This is a genomic window from Rubellimicrobium rubrum, assembly GCF_006152115.1.
Taxonomy (GTDB): Bacteria; Pseudomonadota; Alphaproteobacteria; order Rhodobacterales; family Rhodobacteraceae; genus Rubellimicrobium; species Rubellimicrobium rubrum.
The window spans coordinates 17,120-36,056 of the sequence record NZ_VDFU01000033.1 but is presented as its reverse complement, the minus strand read 5'-3'; the positions used below and the strand labels follow the sequence as shown (position 1 = coordinate 36,056).

Sequence of the window (18,937 nt, the reverse complement as noted above, 5' to 3'; positions counted from 1 at the left end):
TCCTCCAAGGATCCATGGGGTCGAACCAAGAGCCTTGACCACCACCGCTGTTAACGAACGATCCCTGACGCAGGCCCGGGGTGAGGCTTGTGCTTGGTCCGGCCCAGGTGCGGGCCAGACCCTTGCTGCGGGAGGGTAAGGCGGCGAGCCCGGCCAGGAGGGGCCGGGCTCCAGGGGAGACGGACGCGCGGCCGGAGAGGGGCCGCGCGACGCTTCCGCTGCTTCGTGATGCCGCCACGCATCCCGGGTCCGGTCCGTCAAGGGGCGAGCGCCCGCGCCTGGGGCGCGGTCGGCTCCAGGGCCCGCCGTGTCCTCGCCTACGGCTGCGGGCCGCACCACCGGGCCCCTCCGCCCCCTCTGACGGCCCAGCCCCGGGCCGCGGGCCGGGCTGTCGCCCGCCCCGCTCTGCCGTCCGAAACATGCGGGGCCTGTTTCAGACAGCAGATCAGGACGGCTCCGCCCAAAGGCGGCGCAAAGGGCACCCAGACCCACACACGCCGCGCAAATACCACCACGCGGAGACCTGACAGATGGCTTCTCAGATCACCAAGACTTTCGACCCCGAGCGCGAGATCGCGGACCGGATCATCGCCGCCCTAGAGGCGGGCACGCCCCCTTGGCGCAAGCCGTGGACGGGGCAGGGGGGTGGCGCAGCCTTCCCGCTGCGCGCCACGGGCGAGCGGTATCGCGGCATCAACGTCCTCATGCTCTGGCTGGAGGCGGCCGAGAAGGGCTACGCGTCTCCGTTCTGGATGACGTACAAGCAGGCCAGCGAGCTGGGCGGACAAGTCCGCAAGGGCGAGCGCTCCACCCTCGTCGTCAAGTACGGAGTGGTGGAGAAGGAGGGCGAGGCGGGGGAAGAGGTGCGTCGGCCTTATCTCCGGGCCTACCACGTCTTCAACGCTGATCAGGTGGACGGCCTGCCGGAGAGCTTTACCCGCGAGGTCGAAACCCCCCAGGACCTGGGCACCCGACCCGACGACGCGCTGGAGGCCTACTTTGCCCGGCTGGGCGCCACCATCGAGACCAGCGCCGATCCCCGGGCCTACTACCACCCCGCCCACGACCTCATCCACATGCCCCCGATTGCCACCTTCCACACCACGGAGGGCTACTATGAGACGCTGGGCCACGAGGCAGTACACTGGACGGGAGGGGCGGCGCGGCTGGACCGGCTGACCCGCTGCAAGGACCGGCAGGCCTACGCCTTCGAGGAACTCGTGGCCGAGATCGGGCAGTGCCTCCTCTTCGCGACTCTGGGCCTGATCCCGTCCATCGACCAGTCGGCCGCTTACGTCGAGGGTTGGCTCAAAGCCCTGGCCGAGGACAAGAAGGCCATCTTCCGGGCTGCGAGCGAGGCGCAAAAGGCTGTGGACTTCATCGCCGAGCGCTGCGGCATGGCTCCTGAGGTTGAGCGGGCGGTGGCGGCGTAAGCGGCCCCATATCGTTGATGTCCCCGACCCCTGCGCGGCTGCAGGGGTCGTCGGTGTTCCTTCCCCACGCGTTCTGTCAACCTGTGGGCCTATCGAGCATGGGTCCGCACGGCTCCCTTGTGTCCTGTTGTAATCAGAGGAGCCACCGCGTGAGCTTGAGTCCTTCCGCTCGCACCCACCTCGAGCGCTTCGCACCAGCATTCCCGCTTCCAGCGGAAATAAGATCAGCGCGGCCATGACTAAGACCGTGCCTTCGCGCTTGCGCGACGAGTTGCTCTCCCGGGGTTACGAAGGCGCCTACAGCGCCTTCTATGCCCCGTTCGACTGGGTGAACGACTGCGCTGACGTAGTCTAAAGCTGATTCTGCCTTACGCCTCCAAGTGGCTCCGCACGGCTTGGCCGAGCCGTATTGCAGCCATGGTGAGGTCCGCTAAAGAGTGCCCGCCAAAGCCAAGGATGAAGCCTTCGGGGCCCTCAAAGGTCAGCCGTGTGTCCGACACAAGGCCGGCCACCACCTTGGCCTCTGCTCGAATGTGCTGGGCCGTGTCGCGCGATACACCGGCAGGCAGCCTGGCCAGGAGGTGCAGCCCTTGCGCCGGCACACCGACGTCCAGGAGGCCGCCCGCGCTTTCGGCCAGTGCCTCGGCCAGCCTGTCCCGACCGGCGCGAGCCCGCGCTCGCGCTCGTCGCAGGTGCGCCGCGAAGGTCCCGTCTGCCAGAAGATCGGCGACCGCGCCCTCCAAGAAGACCGGCGGGACGCGGTCAAACGTCGCGCGCACGGCGATGACCCGCTCGAGCGCCACCTCCGGCAGGACGGCAAAGGCCAGCCGCAGTCCTGGGAACAGTGTCTTGGAGAAGGTGCCGAGATAGATGACCCGGTCGTTGCCATCTAGCCCTGCAAGTGCCGTGAGAGGGGGGCCGTCGTAGCGGAACTCGCTGTCGTAGTCATCCTCCAAAACCCAAGCGCCCGTAGTTCATGCCCAGTCGAGCAAGGCCGCGCGCCGCGCCAGGCTCATGGTCACGCCCAAGGGGACCTGGTGAGACGGTGTGACGTAGGCTACCCGGGCATTTGAAGCCGAACGCACTTCTACACCGACGTCGACGCCCTGGGTGTCGACCGGCACCGGCGCTAGGCGCAGGCCGGCGGCCTCTAAGGTATCGTGGGCGACCCGGTAGCCCGGGTCCTCGACCCAAGCGATGTCCCCAGGAGCGAAGAGTGCGGCCACCACGAGGCGCAGCGCCTGCTGCGTGCCGTTGACGATGAGGACTCGATCGGGGCTCGCACGCATGCCGCGACTTGCGGCCAAGTAGGCTGCGACCTGCACCCGCAACGCCTCCGAACCACGCGGTTTACCGTAGGCGAGGTCGGCCAAGCTCGCCCTGGCAATACGCCAGCGCACCGCATTCGCGAGACGCCGAAGCACGACTGGATCCACGTGAGCCTGGCCCAAGGCAAAGGCCGACCGTGGCGCAACCTTAAGCCTAAAGGGTGCCCGGGACTCAGGCTCTTGCCGAGGGCTAGGCAGGTGAGCCGCCACAAACGTTCCCGAGCCCTGCCGGGCTTCCGCCAAGCCGTCGCCGATCAGGTGCTCGTAGGCTATCACAACGGCATTGCGGCGGACTCCTAGCTGTGCCGCAAGGTCGCGGCTCGAGGGCAGCCGTAGCCCCGCCGCAAGCTGGCCGGCCAAGATCGCGCCTCGCAGCGCCAAGCGAACCTGGGCCGCCTGGTTGCCCGCGGCAGGATCAAACCGGAGCGGCACTTCGAGCACGGCGCGGCGCGGACGCAAAGTGGTCGGCATGATTGCTCCGGGATTGGACCTCGATCCACCCACTTTGCTCGTGCATTGACCCGCCATCAAGCCGAGAGGATCTAATGGACGACATCATAGCGAGCTACCCTGTGGACGGGATCAACCGTGTGAAGCGACGGCATGACCGGGGCTTCTACGACCATGCGACGGTGCATGCCCTGCTCGACGCCGCGGCACTCTGCCATGTGTCCTACGTCGTGGACAGGCAGCCTTACTGCACGCCTACGCTCTTCTGGCGTGAAGGCACCCGCCTCTTCTGGCACGGATCGAGCGCCAGCCGCATGCTGCGCAACCAGTCAGGTGGCCAGCCCGTGTGTCTGACTGTCACCCATCTCGACAGCCTCGTGCTTGCGCGGTGCGGCTTCAACCATTCCGCCGACTACCGTTCCGTCATGGCCTTCGGCCACGCCCGGCTCGTCGAGGACCCGGAAGAGAAACGGCGTGCGCTGGTCATGATGGTGGATCGCTTCTTCACGGGCCGCACGGCCCATTTGCGGCTCAGCACCGAGCAGGAGATCAAAGCAACGGCGGTAGTGAGTATGGACATTGAGCGAGCCTCGGCAAAGATCAGGGCGAAAGGCGTGGTGGACGAGGACTACGATCTGCCCATCTACGCCGAGCGGCTGCCCGTGCGCATGGTCTTGGGCAAGCCCGAGCCCTGCCCACGACTGATGGCCGGGGTGGAGCGCCCGACGAGCCTTAATAATTACGGCGTCGACCGAGCCCTGGAAAAGGCGTTATCGGAGGCTCACGTTCTTGCCTATCGCGGAGATCTGACCCGCAGCGAACCCTGAGATCAGTTCGGCTGGTACCAGCGAAGCGTGAGCTGTCCTCTATTGATTGCGACTTGGTGCGTATCTCCTGGATACTGTTGAAAGACTCGGTGGCAAGCCGACGAGAGCTCCCAGACGGACTTTCGGGCCAAACTGCCTCTAACAAAATCAGCAGCTTGTAAAATTCCGAGCCTGACTGAGCTGGCCGAAGGGCGCCTGAAAGAGTCCTCGGCCGAGTTTTTCAACAGTATTCTTGAAATACATATGCGTCAGGTTCCCGCCGGGTCTGCTCTGATTGCGGCGCGCAGCCAGAGGCCGAGCCCTACGGCCACTGCCGCGACCCCGAGGAGCAGAAGGATGCGCAACGCGAAGACCGAGGCGGCCTCCAGGTTGCCAGTGAAGGCATAGCCAAGCCCCAGGTAGAGCCCGAGCCACACCGCCTCGCCCAAGAGGCCTCAGAAGGTGAAGCGGGCCCAGCCCATGCCCGAGGCTCCGGCCGCAAGGTTCACATAAGGCCCAAGCGCCGAGATTAGCCACCGCGACAGGAACACCACCACGGCGCCCCGCCGGGCAAGCAGGTCGCGCGCCCGCGCGATAGGCTGTGCCCGGCTCCCCATGCGGTCGAGAAGCCCAGCTCCGCCGCGTCGACCGACGGCATACATGGTCTGGTCGCCCAGGAAGGCGGCCGCGAGCGTCGCGATAATGGCAGCTACAAGCGAGAGGTCTCCGGCCGCCGCGAAGCCCCCAGCGGCCAGGAGCAGGATCGAGGCGGGCACCGGCAGGGCCAGGCACGCGAGGTAGGTGCAGGCTGCAAGGAGCCACGGCCCCCATGTGGGAACCAGGGCCAGGAGCCATTCGGTCACGGAGCTGAGCCTTCGCGGTGGCCAAGCTCGTCCAGCGCGCTGCCGGGTCTGTCGTCCCGCCCTTCCGCTCGTTCCTCCTCACGCAACGTGCGGATAGCCTCTTCGACAAGGACGACGATGTCCTCCACCGGCACACCGCGCCGGTCGGCAATCTCTTGCAGGGTCAGGGGCCGGCCGGCCTCTTCGGGGAGCGGCAGGTCCGCTACGCCGTCGATGGCGCGAGGATCGAGCTCCCAGGAGCGGCCCACATAGCCCACGGTCATCCAGGGTCGGACCTCCTCCTCCGGTGCGCCATGCCAGCCGCGCGCATGATCGAACGTCTCGACAAGGAGCCAGAGCGCCAGGGCGGTGAAGAGGAAGAACGCGGCCGTGAGCCAGGGATGGCGGCGCAAAGCTAGGAGCATGGGAAAAAGCCACCTGACTGGCTGTTAAGCAAAGAGGCCGGTCATTCCTGACCCGGCACCAGCGTGGCGGGTCCGGCGCTGTTGCCGCCGAGGTTGCCCTGAGGCGCTTCGCCTTCGCCTGGAGGCGGTCCACCTTCCGGCGGCGGCTCGCCCGGCTGTCCATCTCCGCCAGGGCCACCGCCTTGGCTCACCGCTGTCGGGTCCACGCCGATCACCAGGGTGGCCACATAGCGGTCCGGTGCCTCGCGCACGGCGGCATAGGCGCCCTCGCCAGCGTCTTCGGCGATGTGGTCGTTGGCGTTCACCGTGTCACGGGCCGAGGCCCGGTCGTTGTAGGGCGGCACGTTGTCATAGAGATACTGCGACAGCGCGTCGGGGAAGAAGATCTGCCCCGTGAGCACGTTGGTCTCGTCTACGAACACCTTGTGGTGGATATGCGTGGTCCGGCCCCGATACCAGCCCGGGTAGATGCTCTGGAAGGTCACGATCCCGCGCTCGTCCGCAATCTGGGTTCCGCGCAGGAAGGTCTCGGCAGAGGTGTCCACGGTGCCGTCCGAGCCCTGGTTGGCATAGCCCGAGTAGTTGCCCTGAGCGTCGCAATGCCAGATGTCCACGCGCGCTCCGGCCAGGGGCTGGCAGGCGGCGTCCACGACTTGGATCATCATGTCCATCGCAGCGCCTTCCTTACCCTCGGTGATGTCGGCGCGGACAAGCTCGGGGTCGGTGTAGTAGGGCCCCTCGGTGACCTCGGTGGCCAGCATGCAGACATTGGGCGAGATCAGCCCCGCACCTGTAGCAGCAGCCTCCTGCGCAAGCGAGGGACGCGCGCCCAGCATCACCGCCGGCGAGGCGGCCAAAGAGGCCAGAAGGGCGCGGCGGGTCGGGTCGGGTCGGGCCATGGGAGCCTCCTGGCGTCGGATGGGGCGTTGTGTGGCCTCTTGAACGCGACTTGGAGCGACTTCCGTCGGATGCAAGAAAGCTGGTTGCTGTTCCTGGGCAGAGACCATGTCCGTCGAACCGGTAGCTTGGCGCCAACAAGGACTCTGACACTGTGCGCCCATCTTGAAAGACGCAGCCAGTTCTCGACCTCAGTCGATCAATGAGTTGGGCTGTGCGGATTATATATGCGCAGAGGTAGGCAGGATCTGAGCTCCACGTCAGGGGAGATTAGGAGACCACTTCATCAGGCGCATCGTTGTCGGGTTGCTGCAGCTCTGGGCCTAGCGAGGAGGCACGTCCTGTGGAGCCGCCGCCTCGGAGCAAAGGATTGAACTTGCGCTGGATCTACCCTGGCCCCTCCGGTGTGACCCGCTGCGCATCGGGCAGCTCCTGTCCAACCTTCTGGGCAATGCCGTGACCCACGGCGCGAGGCCTGCCGCTTCTCGGCCTTCGCTAAGAGGCTGTCGAGGAAGTAGGCCTGCAGCTCGGACTGTATCTTCCTCGCTTCATAGACTTTCAGACGTCACAAGTTCGAAGGGTACGACGCGATCGTTCGGCCGATAGTTGGGATCTTGGGCGCATTGCAGCAGCGCCTCTAGGCATTCGGTTGCCAGGCGCTGGAGGGGATGCGCGATCACGAAGTCAAGTGTGCCGTCGAGGAGGCCAGTCGTGGTCGTGGGCATCCTTTCATAGCCTACCACCACAAGGCTCTCACGGGCAGCGTCCCGAACCGCAGCTAGCGCTCCAGTGATGCCGCCGCCCGCAACATAAAGCCCAGCTAGGTCAGGCTCAGCCGCCAGCAGTCTCTCGGTCTGCTCACGCGCGACCACACGATCCTCGAAAGTTGTCAGCGGCTCGAGAACGGTAAAGCTAGGGGCATGTTCGCGCAGGTATGAGCGAAACCCTGACTCATTGAGCTCTTGGCAGCGGTAGCGGTGGTTCCCGACTAAGATGCCTAGGCGGCCTGGTGTACGAGCGAGCCGAGCGCAGGCCCAGCCGGCAGTGCGGCCCACCTTCCAAGCGTCGAGGCCGACGTAGGCGACGCCTGAGGGAGCGGTAAGAGCCGATATGAGCGCCACAGTGCGGACGCCTTTGCTAGCGAGTTTTTCGATTGCCTCAGTGATGCGGGGATGTTCGGCAGAGACCACGGCCAGCGCTTGGACGTTCGATCCCATCTCCATCATGCGCGCCGCTACTGCTTCGGGCGAGAGGTCGTCCATATGAGCAATGTCTAGACCTAAGCCAGGGTCGCCCGCGGCCGCCTCAGAAAGCGCCTCCGCGAGCATCCTGTAGAAGGTGCGGCTCGACTGTTGGAGGAGCACGCCGAGGCGATGCACAGGTTGCACAGTTTCCAGCCGCTCTCGCAGGATGGGAGCCGCATAGAAACCTATCGCCTCGGCGGCAGCGAGGACCCGTTCTGCTGTTTTCGGGCGCACTTTGGCTCGACCGGTTAGCACGCGGTCCACTGTTGAGACACTCACGCCAGCGGCCTCGGCTAAGTCATCTATGGTAACCCGACGGCCTATGGCATCTCTCCTTTGAAAGAGACTGTCATTTCTTCATCCGGGAGAAAAGACAAGAATGACGGAAAATGACGTCTCCTGACAACTTCTAGGAGACTGTGCTTGGCTGTCAATGTTATCAGCGACGAAGTTCGATGTATCGCAAAGACAGTGGTCGAGCAGGACGGCGTCGCAAGGCGACCCAGGACAAGTCGCAGCCCCGCTGAACTTCCAAGACGAACGGAGAGACGTGATGGACGATCTCAGATTCGGCAAACGCAACAAGCGGGGTGACTTCACCCCTCACGAGACCGTCGCGCTGCCGCCGTTCTGGCGCGGTGCCTTCGGTCTGCGTGACCTGGGCCGCTTCGCGCTGGAGTACGTCTGGCCGTGGAACGCCTTCCACATGGCGACCACGCTCGCCTACTGGTATCTTGTCATTCCTGACTTGGAGACCCTGCAGACCCTGTCCTGGGGTTGGGCGCTCTGGCTTTACGCGGTGAACGCGGCCGCCATCTTCGTCTTCTACGGCATCTTCGAGCTGCGCTATTACGTGCTCCAGAAGCAGGAGCGGCGCTTCAAGTATAACGGCAAGTTCCCCGCCGAGCAGCCCTCGGACGTGTTCTGGTTCCAAAGCCAGAACATCGACAACTTCCTGCGCAGCTTCTTCATCTCGATCCCGCTCTGGACAGTGGTCGAGGTGTTCATGCTCTGGTGCTTCGCCAACGGCTATGTCCCATGGCTCGGCTGGGCCGACCACCCGGTCTACTTGGCTCTCCTGGTGCTCGCGGCGCCCATAATTCACGAAGTCCACTTCTTCTGCATCCACCGGCTGATCCACTGGGGCCCGCTCTACAAGTGGATCCACTCGGTCCACCACAACTCGGTGAACCCGTCGCCCTGGTCGTCGTTGTCGATGCACCCGGTGGAGGGCTTCCTCTACCACGCGGTGGCGCTCTGGCACCTCGTGATCCCCTCGAACCCGATCGTCGGTCTGTTCCAGCTCCATATGGCGGGCTTTGGGGCAGTGAACGGCCATCTGGGCTTCCATCGGCTGGAGCTCACGGAAGACACTGTGATGGATGGTCATGCCTACACCCACTACCTCCACCACAAGCATTTCGAGGTGAACTACGGCGGCGATGGGCTCATTCCGCTCGATCAGTGGTTCGGCACCTGGCACGACGGCAGCAAGGAAGGCGAGGCCCGCATGGAGGCCCGCTACCAGAAGAAGGTCGAGCGCATGAACGCCAAACAGGCTAAGGCGCGGCAGACCCCTGCCGAGTGATGCAAGCAGCATAGGCGTCCGGCCGACGGAGAATGTCGGGCAACCCATTACTTTCAAGCCGATCCAACACCAAGACGGCGTCAGGCCGCGAACAACGACAAACGCCGCTCACGGCGGCCCAGGGAGGAGACAGAGAATGACGGCCACGATGCGCCTGCGGGCGCTCCTTGCAGCCACGGCCCTCGTAGGGTTTGCCACGGCTGCCGCCGCCCAGGATGGCGCCAACATCTTCGTGGTAGGCGGCAAGTCAGACGACCCATTCTGGTCCATCGTCAAACGCGGCGCCGAGGACGCGGGCCTGGTTGTTCAGGCTCAGGGTGGCTCTGTCACTTGGCTCGGCCCGCAGACCTACGACAATCTCGGCGCGGACGCGGCCGACTTGATCCGAACGGCAATCAGTCAGTCTCCCGATGCCATCGTCGCTCCCGACTGGGTGCCCGAGGCCATGGACGACGCCTTCAAGACGGCGGTGGATGCTGGAATCCCTGTGATCATCTATAACGCCGGCGGTTTCGCGAAGGCCGAAGAGCTTGGTGCCATGAATTACATCGGCAGCGATGACTCCGAAGCTGGCCGCGCAGGTGGGGCCTACCTCGCAGAGCACGGGGCCAAGAACGTTATCTGCGTCAACACGATCCCGGGTGCCGCGAGCCTCGAGGCCCGCTGCCAAGGCATCGCCGAGGGTATGGCCGAGAACGGCGGGATCTCCACTCAACTGCCTCTGCCTGCGAGCAGCTTCGGCAACCCGACTGCAGTTGCCGAGGCGATCAAGGCCGTGCTCCTCAAGGACGACACCGTGGATGGCCTCGTCACCATCAGTGCGGGCGACGCCGACAGCGCGGCCATCGCAGTCAGCCAGGCCGGCGTGGGCGATCGCGTCGCGCTCGGCACCTTTGACATGAACCAGGGTACGCTTGACCGGATCAAGGCGGGCGATCAGCTCTTCGCCATCGACCAACAACCCTACCTCCAGGGTTACCTCGCGGTGTCGCTCCTCAACGGCTACGTCAACTACGGCCTTGATGTACCCACGGCCCCGATCCTGACCGGGCCCGGCATCGTGGACAGCAGCAACATCGAGGCGACCATTGCCGGCGTCGCGGCCGGGGCACGCTGATAAGCCAGCCGCCGGCCCTAGAGCATCTCCTAGGGCCGGCTCCTCCCTTTTGCCGAGCCAAGCACGCGTCCGTGACAAGGAAACATCCGTGACCATGCCTACTTTCACGCCGTTCCCGCCGCCTTCCCGGCTGATGCGGCTGGGCTTCGTGGGCGGCGGCGCCGGCGCCTTTATCGGAGCCATCCACGCCCAGGCTGCGCGGCTGTCGAGCCGCTGGGAAATCGTGGCCGGTGCCCTTTCGTCCGACCCCGACCGGGCCCGGCAATCCGGCCGGGAGTGGCTGCTGCCCTCCGATCGGACGTACGCCGACTTCCGCACCATGGCCCGCGCCGAAGCGGCGCACCCGCAGGGCATCGACGCCGTGGCGATCGTGACGCCCAATCACCTGCACGCGCCCGTGGCCGAGGCCTTCCTAGCTGAGGGAATCGACGTCATCTGCGACAAGCCTCTCGCGCCCACCGTGGAGGACGCCCTGCGCCTCGTGGAGGCGCAGCAGGCCTCCGGCCTCGTCTTTGGTGTGACCTACGCCTACGCGGCCTATTCCATGGTCCGGCAGGCCCGTGCCATGATCCGCGCCGGCGAGCTGGGCGATCTGCGGCAGATCCATGTCGAATACTTCCAGGAGTTCGCGGCGACCCTGATCGCCGATGCTGGGGGCAAGCAGCCCTGGCGGGTCGATCCCGCGCGCAGCGGCGGCAGCTTCACCACCGGCGACATCGGGACCCACGCTGTTCACCTCGCGAGCTTCGTCACCGGCCAACCGGCGACGAGCGTGCGCGCCGACTTCCACGTCTCAGGCGAGCCGAAGGACCTCGAAGACACCGCCTTCTGCCACATGCGCTTCGGATGCGTGCCGGGAACGCTCATGGTCAGCCAAGCCGCCATCGGGAACCAGTGCGGATTGCGGCTGCGGGTCTTCGGCACCAAGGCCGCCCTCGACTGGAACCAGGAACGAGGCGACGAGCTGATCGTGACGCCCTTCGACGCCCCGGCGCAGCGCTATCAATCCGGCTTCGCAGGCGGCCTCTACCCGGAGGCGCGCCGCCTCGCCCGGATGCCGCGCGGCTGCCCCGAGGGTATCCTCGAAGCCTGGGCCAACCTTTACACGGAGCTCGGCCTCGCGGTGGAGGCCCGACGAACTGGCCAAGTGCTTCCCGACGGGATGCTTGGCTATCCGACCGTCAAGGACGCCGCCGCCGGAGTCGCCTTCGTCGAGGCAGCGGTGCGATCAAATGAGTCAGGCTCTTGGGAAGATTGCGAGCTGAACGCCTCGACTGATGAAGGGTCAACTGGGGAGCCTGGGCTCCCTGGCAAGGGCGTTTCGGTCCAAAGCTAGTATCGACAAATGCGGCTTCCTTGCGAGCCCTTCTCGGCAGGCTTTGCGTTTCGAAGATCAGTCCTGGGGGTGCAGTCAGCCCGTCGTGTCTGGTGCAGCCTCAAGATTAACAACCGTTTCACCCCAATAGGACCTATCCATGACGACCTGGACCGACGCTTGCGCCACAAACGAGATCGACGAGGAGGACGTGATGCGCTGGGACCACGGCGGACGCACCTTCGCGATCTTCCACTCCCCGGACGGCGAGTTCTTCTGCACGGACGGGCTTTGCACCCACGAGAACGTCCACCTCGCGGGGGGGCTGGTCATGGACTACGCAATCGAGTGCCCCAAGCACAACGGCCAGTTTGACTACCGCACCGGCCAGGCCAAGCGGGCTCCAGTGTGCGTGAACCTCAACACATACCCGGTGCGCATCGAAGGCGACCGGGTGCTGATTGGGCTTTGACATGACCTTCCCCCTTGCCGCCTGCGCCGAGATGCTCTGGCGCGACCGCCCGATCGAGTGGCGCGCGTCGCGCCTGCACGAGATGGGCTTCGGCGTCGGCCTCTGGAACTGGCCCGAGCATGACCTCTCGGCCCTGGAGCGGACGGGCGCCACCTTCACCATCATGAACGGCTACCTCCGCGGCCGCCTCACCGACGACGAGGGCGCGGCGGAGCTGCTGGCCACCGCCCGCGAGACCGCGCAGGTGGGCAAGCGCCTGGGCGTGCAACGCCTCAACCTTCACGGCACCGGCCTGGGCGAGGGCGGTCTTCCCGTCCAGCCCATCGAGGTTGTCACCGGGGCCATGTGGCTCAAGGCCCGCGACACCCTGTCCCGCGTGGTGGACATGGCCGAGGAGGAGGGCGTGACCTTCACGCTCGAGAACCTGAACCTCCCCGTCGACCACCCCGGCGTCCCCTTCGGCCGGGCCGAGGACACGCTCGCGCTCGTGTCCTCCATCGACCACCCGAGGCTGCGCCTCAACCTCGACCTCTACCACGCCCAGATCGGCGAGGGGAACCTGATCGAGCTTTGCCGCAAGTGCCTCCCCTGGATCGGCGAAATCCAGGTGGCCGACGTGCCGGGGCGCTGCGAGCCCGGCACCGGCGAGGTGAACTGGCCCGGCGTGGCCCGCGCCCTCGTAGTGATGGGCTACACCGGCCCGGTCGGCATGGAGGCCTGGGCCTCCGGCGACCCCGAAGCCGCCCTGGAAGCCTTCCGCACTACATTCACGGTCTGATCATGGCCCAACACAACGCTCGTCCCACCGTCGCCGACTTCCGCGCCATGAAAGCGCAAGGTCGAAAGATCTCAATGCTCTACGTCACCACCCCCGACGAGGCGGCTGCCGCCAATGCGGCGGGAATCAATATGCTCTCCATCGAGGGGCGCTTCTTCTCGCCCGCGATGCGCGAGGCGGCGGGTTCCTGCTTCGTGCAGGTGGGCCTGCCCTATGGCGGATGCGGGACCTTTGAGGGCCGGCCGCTCGCCACAGCCGAGGATTACCTGCGCGCGGCCTTCCACTTCGCCACCATTGGCGGAGACTGCTTCTATTGCGCGGCCTCCTTGGACATCCAGAAGGTGCTCTGCGACAACCACATCCCCATCGTGGCGCATGTGGGCCTGATCCCCTCCTACATCACCTGGACCGGCTTCCGCGCCGTCGGCAAGACCGCAAGCGAGGCGCGCGCTGTCTGGGAGCACGTCCAGCGCCTGGAGGCCATCGGCGCCTTCGGAGCCGAGCTCGAAGTCGTTCCCGACCGCCTGGGCGCCTGGATCTCGCGCAACACTTCCATGATCATGCTGGGCATGGGTGCGGGGCCGGGGGCGGACGCGCAGTACCTCTTTGCCGAGGACGTGCTGGGCTACACACGGGGCCACAAGCCGCGCCACGCCAAGACCTACCGCGACTTCCACGCCGAGTTCGCCCGCCTGCAAGCCGAGCGCGTCGCCGCCTTCGGTGAGTTTAAGGCCGACGTGGCCTCGGGCGCCTACCCCGAGGCCAAGCACGTCGTACCGATGGCTGACGCCGAGTTCGACAACTTCCTCTCAGCCGCACAGGTCTGAATCCCGCGTCTGTCGCCTCGCGACGGCTTCTCAAATCCAGGATCATCCATGCTCAACGTCGGTCTCCTCGGCGCCGGTCGCATCGGCACCGTTCATGCTCGCGCTATCTCCTCCCACCCAGGTAGCCGCTTAGTAGCGGTATCCGACGTTAACGTGGATGCGGCTGGGTGGCTGGCTGCCCAACACGGTGCCAAGGCGTGCACCACGGAGGCCATCCTCACCGACCCTGCGATTGACGCGGTGCTCGTGGCCACCTCGACGGACACCCACTCAGACCTGATTGAGGCTGCCACGGCCGCCGGCAAGGCCGTGATCTGCGAGAAGCCGGTAGACCTGAGCCTCGAGCGGGCTCGGGCCTGTCTTGGTCGTACCTCCGCGACCGGGCAGCCCGTGATGATCGGCTTTAACCGCCGCTTCGACCCTAACTTTGCCGCCCTTAAGGCTTCCGCTGACACAGGTGAGATTGGCAGGCCCGAGCTTCTGTCCATCACCTCCTTCGATCCCGCGCCTCCCCCTGTCGCCTACGTCAAAGTGTCGGGCGGGCTCTTCCGGGATATGATGATTCACGATTTCGATATGGCGCTCTGGCTCATGGGGACCCTACCTGAAACGGTGATGGCGGTAGGCTCGTCGATCATCGACCCCGCCATCGGGGCGGCAGGCGACGTCGACACCGCCGTCGTCACCCTCCGGTGGGCTGACGGGCGCATCGCTGTCATCAAGAACTCACGCCGAGCTGTCTACGGTTATGACCAGCGCGTGGAACTATTAGGCTCTGAAGGGCTGCTGAGCGCCGGTAACATGCTCGAGCACACGGTCGCCAAGTCCACGGCGGGGGGCGTGGTCAGCGCCAAGCCCGAGTTCTTCTTCCTCGAGCGCTACATGCGTGCCTACGCGGCCGAATGGGCGGCCTTCGTGGTGGCGGTGGAGGCCGGGACCGCAGTACCTGTGACGCTTCAGGACGGTATCGACGCCTTAACCCTGGCCGAGGCCGCGACGCGGTCGTGCGTGACGGGCGAAGCGGTGAACGTCGCAAACGTGCTCGCTTGAGCAGCCGCGCGGGCTGATCCGTCTGAAGTCCACTGCGAGGCGCGCATCCAATACTCACAGTTGCGTCTGCAAGGCCGTCACTAGGTACGAGGAGCAGCCCAGTCTGGGCTCTTCGCAGACCTCTGCCTGACGCCTTCCGAGCGACAGCATTGATGCCTGAACGCTCAAAGGCTCTCTGGGGTGATAATCTCGAAAGGGATAGTTCGCTGCAGGATCGGGCTGCCCTGCAGTTGCCCTATAGCATCGATCATAGTCTGGACGAGCTGGCTCGAAGTCTGCTCAAGAGGATGACACAGCGCTGCAGTGATCAACCCTTCGGCTAGGCCCTTTCGCGTCTCCGGTCCGATGTCCCGGCACACGAGACGGACCGAGCGGTGCTTCCCCTCCGGTGCTTCCCTCAAGGCCTGCAATACTCCAGAAATCCCGCCTCCGGCGATATAGATGCCGACCAGATCGTCCAATTCCGTAAGCAATCGAGCTGTAATGCGATAGGCTTCTTGAGGCTCCTCATGCGTCGGCCGACAATCATCGACCGTCAGGTGAGGTGCATTCTCGCGGATGTAAGAGCGAAAGCTGGCATCCGAGATGTCCTGACACTGATAACGATGGTTTCCGATCAGAACGGCGATCCGGCCAGAGCCCTTGGTTGTCTGCGCTATAAACCAAGCGGCCGTCCGACCAAGCTTCCAGTTATCGGTGCCCACGTAGCCCGCACGTCCGGGGGCCGACTGATCGGTGATGTAGGCCACGACTGGCTTGCCATTGGCCCTGAGAGCTTGGATGGTTTGCCCAATCAATGGGTGATCTCCTGCAATCAGGGCGATGGCATCGCAGGTATTGCCCAATGCCTTCAGCTGAGCTGCGATGTTTTCGGGCTCGAGCCTGTCCACAAACTCCAAAACAGGCTCAATGCGTTCGTGCTGCCGCTGAAGCGCTGCCTCTTCGATCTTTTGTCCGAACAGGCGGTAGAGCTCGCGGCTAGACTGCTGAAGTAGGAAGCCCAGGCGATAATAGGGCATGGACTTCGTCCGGCGCGAATCGATCGTATTCAGGCCGTGGAAGCCAATCTCTGCCGCAGCGTCCTGGACCCGCTGGATTGTAGCCACACGCACCGAAGTCGAGCCGCTCAAGATCCGGTTGACCGTAGCCACGCTAACGCCAGCCGCTTGAGCAAGATCGACGATCCTGGGTCTCTTCATGACATCTCTCATGTGTCAAAGTATCATTGTAACTCTGAAACTAATGATACTGTAAGGCAAATTACGTCTATGTCCAAAAGAAACCTTGAGATATGCAGCAGCTCACGAAGAAAGCATCGCTGTTAAAGCGAACTGGGAGGAGCATCACATGACAAACTTCAAGGGCATCGCAGTTGCCCTCATGACTACGGCTGCTATTGCCTCGGCGGGCACGGCCATGGCGCAGGATGGCGCCAACATTTTCGTCATCGGCGGCAAGGCGGATGACCCATTCTGGTCCATCGTTAAGCGCGGTGCCGAGGATGCGGGTCAGATCGTCGAAGCCCAGGGCGGGACCGTGACTTGGCTCGGGCCGCAGAACTACGACAATCTTGGCGCCGACGCGGCGGACCTTATCCGTACTGCCATCGCCCAAGGTGCCGACGCCATCGTCGGCCCCGACTGGGTTCCGGAGTCGATGGACGAGGCCTTCATGGCCGTGACCGAGGCCGGCATCCCGCTCATCATCTACAACGCCGGTGGTCTAGAGGCCGCCGACCGGCTGGGCGCCATGAACTACGTGGGCAGCGACGACTTCCTCGCGGGCAAAGCCGCTGGCGAGTACTTCGCTGAAGCGGGCGTTACCAACCTTGTCTGCGTCAACACGCTACCCGGCGCCGCCAACCTGCAGGCGCAATGTGCGGGTCTGGCCGAGGGCGCCACAGGTAAAGGTGGTACGGCCGAAGAGCTGCCGCTGCCGATGACGAGCTTCGGCAACCCGACCGCTGTCACGCAGGCCATCAAGGCGCACTTGCTTCAGAACCCCGAGGTGACGGGTCTCTACACCATCGGCAACGTGGACGCTAACTCGGCGTCCATCGCGATTACGCAGGCGGGCGCGGCCGACCGGGTCAAGCTCGGCGGCGTCAATATGGACCAGACCATCCTGAACAACATCCAAGCTGGCTCGCAACTCTTCGCCATTGACCAGCAGGGTTACCTCCAGGGCTTCCTCGCGGTGGCGCTGCTGAACAACTACGTCAACTACGGCCTGACTGTGCCAACTAGGCAGATCCTGACCGGCCCCGGCATCGTGGACGCCTCGAATGTCGAGGCGACGATGGCCGGCGTGGCGTCCGGCACCCGCTAAGGCGGGCACTGACCGCCCAGATCGATCCGACCGGCTCCCCAGGCCTTGCGCCACCGGGGCCGGTCGCGGCCAAGCGGCCGGTGCCAGGGTGGCGCCATGCCGCGATCAGGATCACCCTCCGGGAGCCTCACCGCAATGTCCGATACCCTTCACCGAACAGGCGCGCCACCCGCCACGCGATCTGCCCGCAGCTTCTCATTCGGCGCTCTGGCGCGCCGGCCCGAAGCGGGCTCGTTCCTTGGTATGGTGATTGTCTTCATATTCTTCGCCATCGCCGGAGGCGCAAATTTCGTGACGCTAGGCGGCACGGCGAGCTGGCTCAACGTCGCCGCCGAGATTGGCATCGTTGCTCTGCCCGTTGGTCTCCTGATGATCGCCGGCGAACTCGATATCTCCATCGGCTCGGTCATCCCTGCCGCCTCGATGACAGTGGCGATCATTTCCGGCTACTTCGGCCTGCCCCTCATCCTTGGCGTTGCCGCGGCCCTGGCGCTTGGCCTCCTCGTGGGTTTCGTCAACGGGATCCTCGTGATCCGCACCGGTGTGCCGTCGCTGATTGTTACCCTGGGCAGCCTCTTCGCTGTGGCGGGCCTCACTCTGGGTCTCAGTGTCATCATCACTGGCAGCACTGGCGTCCCGATCCAAACAGGCCCGATTGGCAAAGCGCTGCTGGGTCAGTTCATTGCCGGCATTTTCCAAGTCACCATCCTGTGGTGGCTCGTGGCCATAGTCGTGGTGGGCTTCCTCCTTCACATCTCGCGTTGGGGAAACTGGATTTTTGCTCTGGGCGGCGACAAGGTCTCTGCCCGCAACGAGGGCATCCCCATCGACCGCCTTATCATCCAGCTCTTCATGAGTAGCGGGTTCGCGGCCGCCTTCATCGGCATCTCCCAGGCGATCCTCTACAACTCGGCCCAGGTCTCCACGGGGCAGAGCTTCATCTTCAACTCCATCATCTCGGTGGTGATCGGCGGCGTGCTGCTGACCGGGGGCTTCGGCTCAGTGGTGGGCATAGTCTTCGGGACGATCACCTTCGCCATCGTCAACCAAGGCATCTTCTACACCGGATTTGACGCCAACTGGGCGTCGCTGATCATCGGCGTGCTGCTGCTCCTCGCGGTGCTCCTGAATAACACGTTCCGCAAGATGGCGCTCAACTACAGCCCGAAGAAGGGAAAGTCGTGATGCCTGCTCCGATCATCGAGCTTCGCCACGTCAACAAGTCCTTTGGTCCCATAGACGTCCTCCACGATATCTCGCTCAAGGTTGATGCTGGGGAGGTCCTCTGCCTTCTCGGTGACAACGGAGCCGGCAAGTCCACGCTCATCAAGACTCTCTCAGGCGTGCACAAGCCGACCTCCGGCATCGTCCTGATGGACGGCAAGGAGGTCACCTTTGCCAACCCTCGCGAGGCGAGCGAGATGGGCGTAGCTACGGTCCACCAGTTCGGCGGCACCTTCCCGCTGATGAGCGTCGGACGCTGCTTCTTCGTGGGCCGCGAGCCCACCAAGAAGTGGGGGCCGCTCCGGATCTACGACCGAGCCACCGCCAACGAGATCGCGGTGAAGTCGATCCAAGGCTTCGGCATCACGCGCATCGACGATGGCGACCGCCTGGTGGGCGGCATGTCAGGGGGCGAGCGCCAGTCACTGGCTATCGCCCGGGCCGTCCACTTCGGCGCCCGCCTTCTGATCCTTGACGAGCCTACGGCCGCGCTCGGCGTCAAACAGGCCTCCCACGTCCTGCGCATCGTGCTGGAGGCGCGCAAGCGCGGGCTCGCGGTGATTTTTATCACCCACCAGGTCACGCACGCCATGGCCGTCGGCGACCACTTCGCTGTGCTGATCCGAGGCGCGCTCGCTGCGAACTTCCTCAAGGGCGAGAAGACCCGCGAGGAGATCACCGACCTCATGGCTGGTGGCGAGTCCCTGGCCAACCTCGATGCCGAGGTCCAAGACGTCATGGACGCTGAAGGCAGTCGCGCATCGCCTGTAGCGTAACTCTAGGCGCCGCAGCGGGACGACCCACCACGCGGCG

General features: G+C 64.8%; 18 protein-coding genes and 1 pseudogene. 12 read left to right on the top strand and 7 right to left on the bottom strand.

Translation table 11 applies throughout. From position 1 onward, the window contains the following. The first annotated feature begins 530 nt into the window (after positions 1-530). Complete coding sequence (locus FHG66_RS18395; protein ID WP_139078516.1) at positions 531-1,433, top strand: ArdC family protein; 903 nt, start codon at positions 531-533, stop codon at positions 1,431-1,433. 368 nt (positions 1,434-1,801) lie between these two features. On the opposite strand, the pseudogene pdxR reads toward FHG66_RS18395, so the two are convergent. After that, positions 1,802-3,232, bottom strand: a pseudogene (gene pdxR / locus FHG66_RS22785) (MocR-like pyridoxine biosynthesis transcription factor PdxR). Between the two features lie 74 nt (positions 3,233-3,306). Between pdxR and FHG66_RS18385 the strand changes: the two are divergent. After that, on the top strand, positions 3,307-4,038 hold the full coding sequence (locus tag FHG66_RS18385) for a pyridoxamine 5'-phosphate oxidase family protein (protein WP_139078515.1): 732 nt from the start codon (positions 3,307-3,309) through the stop codon (positions 4,036-4,038). A 248-nt stretch (positions 4,039-4,286) separates the two neighbouring features. Here FHG66_RS18385 and FHG66_RS18380 read toward each other — a convergent pair whose 3' ends face one another. From FHG66_RS18380 to FHG66_RS18360, 5 genes are all read right to left on the bottom strand, one after another. Next, positions 4,287-4,466, bottom strand: a complete 180-nt coding sequence (locus tag FHG66_RS18380) for a hypothetical protein (RefSeq protein WP_139078514.1) — start codon at positions 4,464-4,466, stop codon at positions 4,287-4,289. 6 nt (positions 4,467-4,472) lie between these two features. Continuing rightward, positions 4,473-4,880 carry a DedA family protein gene (locus FHG66_RS18375; RefSeq protein WP_139078513.1) on the bottom strand — a complete coding sequence of 136 codons (408 nt, stop codon included), beginning with the start codon at positions 4,878-4,880 and terminating at the stop codon, positions 4,473-4,475. Beyond that, positions 4,877-5,284 carry a hypothetical protein gene (locus FHG66_RS18370; protein ID WP_139078512.1) on the bottom strand — a complete coding sequence of 136 codons (408 nt, stop codon included), beginning with the start codon at positions 5,282-5,284 and terminating at the stop codon, positions 4,877-4,879. The genes FHG66_RS18375 and FHG66_RS18370 overlap by 4 nt, the downstream gene beginning before the upstream one ends. A 41-nt stretch (positions 5,285-5,325) precedes the next feature. Further along, positions 5,326-6,183, bottom strand: coding sequence for an intradiol ring-cleavage dioxygenase (locus tag FHG66_RS18365; protein WP_139078511.1), 858 nt, complete (start codon positions 6,181-6,183; stop codon positions 5,326-5,328). A gap of 546 nt (positions 6,184-6,729) precedes the next feature. Then, the gene (locus FHG66_RS18360; protein WP_281282968.1) at positions 6,730-7,731 is read right to left on the bottom strand and encodes a LacI family DNA-binding transcriptional regulator; all 1,002 of its coding nucleotides are present in this window, start codon (positions 7,729-7,731) and stop codon (positions 6,730-6,732) included. A 247-nt stretch (positions 7,732-7,978) separates the two neighbouring features. Between FHG66_RS18360 and FHG66_RS18355 the strand changes: the two genes are divergently transcribed. The 7 genes from FHG66_RS18355 to iolG all read left to right on the top strand — a co-directional run bounded on the left by FHG66_RS18355 (position 7,979) and on the right by iolG (position 14,572). Then, positions 7,979-9,013 (top strand): sterol desaturase family protein, encoded by a 1,035-nt coding sequence (locus FHG66_RS18355; protein WP_139078509.1) that lies wholly within the window; start codon positions 7,979-7,981, stop codon positions 9,011-9,013. Between the two features lie 136 nt (positions 9,014-9,149). Beyond that, positions 9,150-10,130 (top strand): sugar ABC transporter substrate-binding protein, encoded by a 981-nt coding sequence (locus FHG66_RS18350; RefSeq protein ID WP_139078508.1) that lies wholly within the window; start codon positions 9,150-9,152, stop codon positions 10,128-10,130. 94 nt (positions 10,131-10,224) lie between these two features. Next, a complete protein-coding gene (locus FHG66_RS18345; protein ID WP_139078517.1) occupies positions 10,225-11,466 on the top strand; it encodes a Gfo/Idh/MocA family protein in 1,242 nt (413 codons plus the stop codon). 139 nt (positions 11,467-11,605) lie between these two features. Continuing rightward, entirely contained in the window at positions 11,606-11,917 is a 312-nt protein-coding gene (locus FHG66_RS18340) for a MocE family 2Fe-2S type ferredoxin (RefSeq protein WP_139078507.1), read from the top strand. Between the two features lies 1 nt (position 11,918). After that, positions 11,919-12,695: a hydroxypyruvate isomerase family protein gene (locus FHG66_RS18335; RefSeq protein ID WP_139078506.1), complete on the top strand. Its 777-nt coding sequence runs from the start codon at positions 11,919-11,921 to the stop codon at positions 12,693-12,695. Positions 12,696-12,697: 2 nt separating this feature from the next. Further along, positions 12,698-13,522 carry a 3-methyl-2-oxobutanoate hydroxymethyltransferase gene (locus tag FHG66_RS18330; protein ID WP_139078505.1) on the top strand — a complete coding sequence of 275 codons (825 nt, stop codon included), beginning with the start codon at positions 12,698-12,700 and terminating at the stop codon, positions 13,520-13,522. 48 nt (positions 13,523-13,570) lie between these two features. Then, the gene (gene iolG / locus FHG66_RS18325) at positions 13,571-14,572 is read left to right on the top strand and encodes an inositol 2-dehydrogenase (protein ID WP_139078504.1); all 1,002 of its coding nucleotides are present in this window, start codon (positions 13,571-13,573) and stop codon (positions 14,570-14,572) included. Between the two features lie 164 nt (positions 14,573-14,736). Here iolG and FHG66_RS18320 read toward each other — a convergent pair whose 3' ends face one another. After that, positions 14,737-15,771, bottom strand: a complete 1,035-nt coding sequence (locus FHG66_RS18320) for a LacI family DNA-binding transcriptional regulator (RefSeq protein WP_139078503.1) — start codon at positions 15,769-15,771, stop codon at positions 14,737-14,739. A gap of 148 nt (positions 15,772-15,919) precedes the next feature. On the opposite strand from FHG66_RS18320, the gene FHG66_RS18315 reads away from it, so the two are divergent. The 3 genes from FHG66_RS18315 (at position 15,920) to FHG66_RS18305 (ending at position 18,900) form a co-directional block, all read left to right on the top strand. Then, positions 15,920-16,900 (top strand): sugar ABC transporter substrate-binding protein, encoded by a 981-nt coding sequence (locus tag FHG66_RS18315; RefSeq protein ID WP_139078502.1) that lies wholly within the window; start codon positions 15,920-15,922, stop codon positions 16,898-16,900. Positions 16,901-17,035: 135 nt separating this feature from the next. Beyond that, entirely contained in the window at positions 17,036-18,085 is a 1,050-nt protein-coding gene (locus tag FHG66_RS18310; protein ID WP_139078501.1) for an ABC transporter permease, read from the top strand. Continuing rightward, positions 18,085-18,900 carry an ATP-binding cassette domain-containing protein gene (locus tag FHG66_RS18305; RefSeq protein ID WP_139078500.1) on the top strand — a complete coding sequence of 272 codons (816 nt, stop codon included), beginning with the start codon at positions 18,085-18,087 and terminating at the stop codon, positions 18,898-18,900. The genes FHG66_RS18310 and FHG66_RS18305 overlap by 1 nt, the downstream gene beginning before the upstream one ends. Positions 18,901-18,937: the final 37 nt, after the last annotated feature.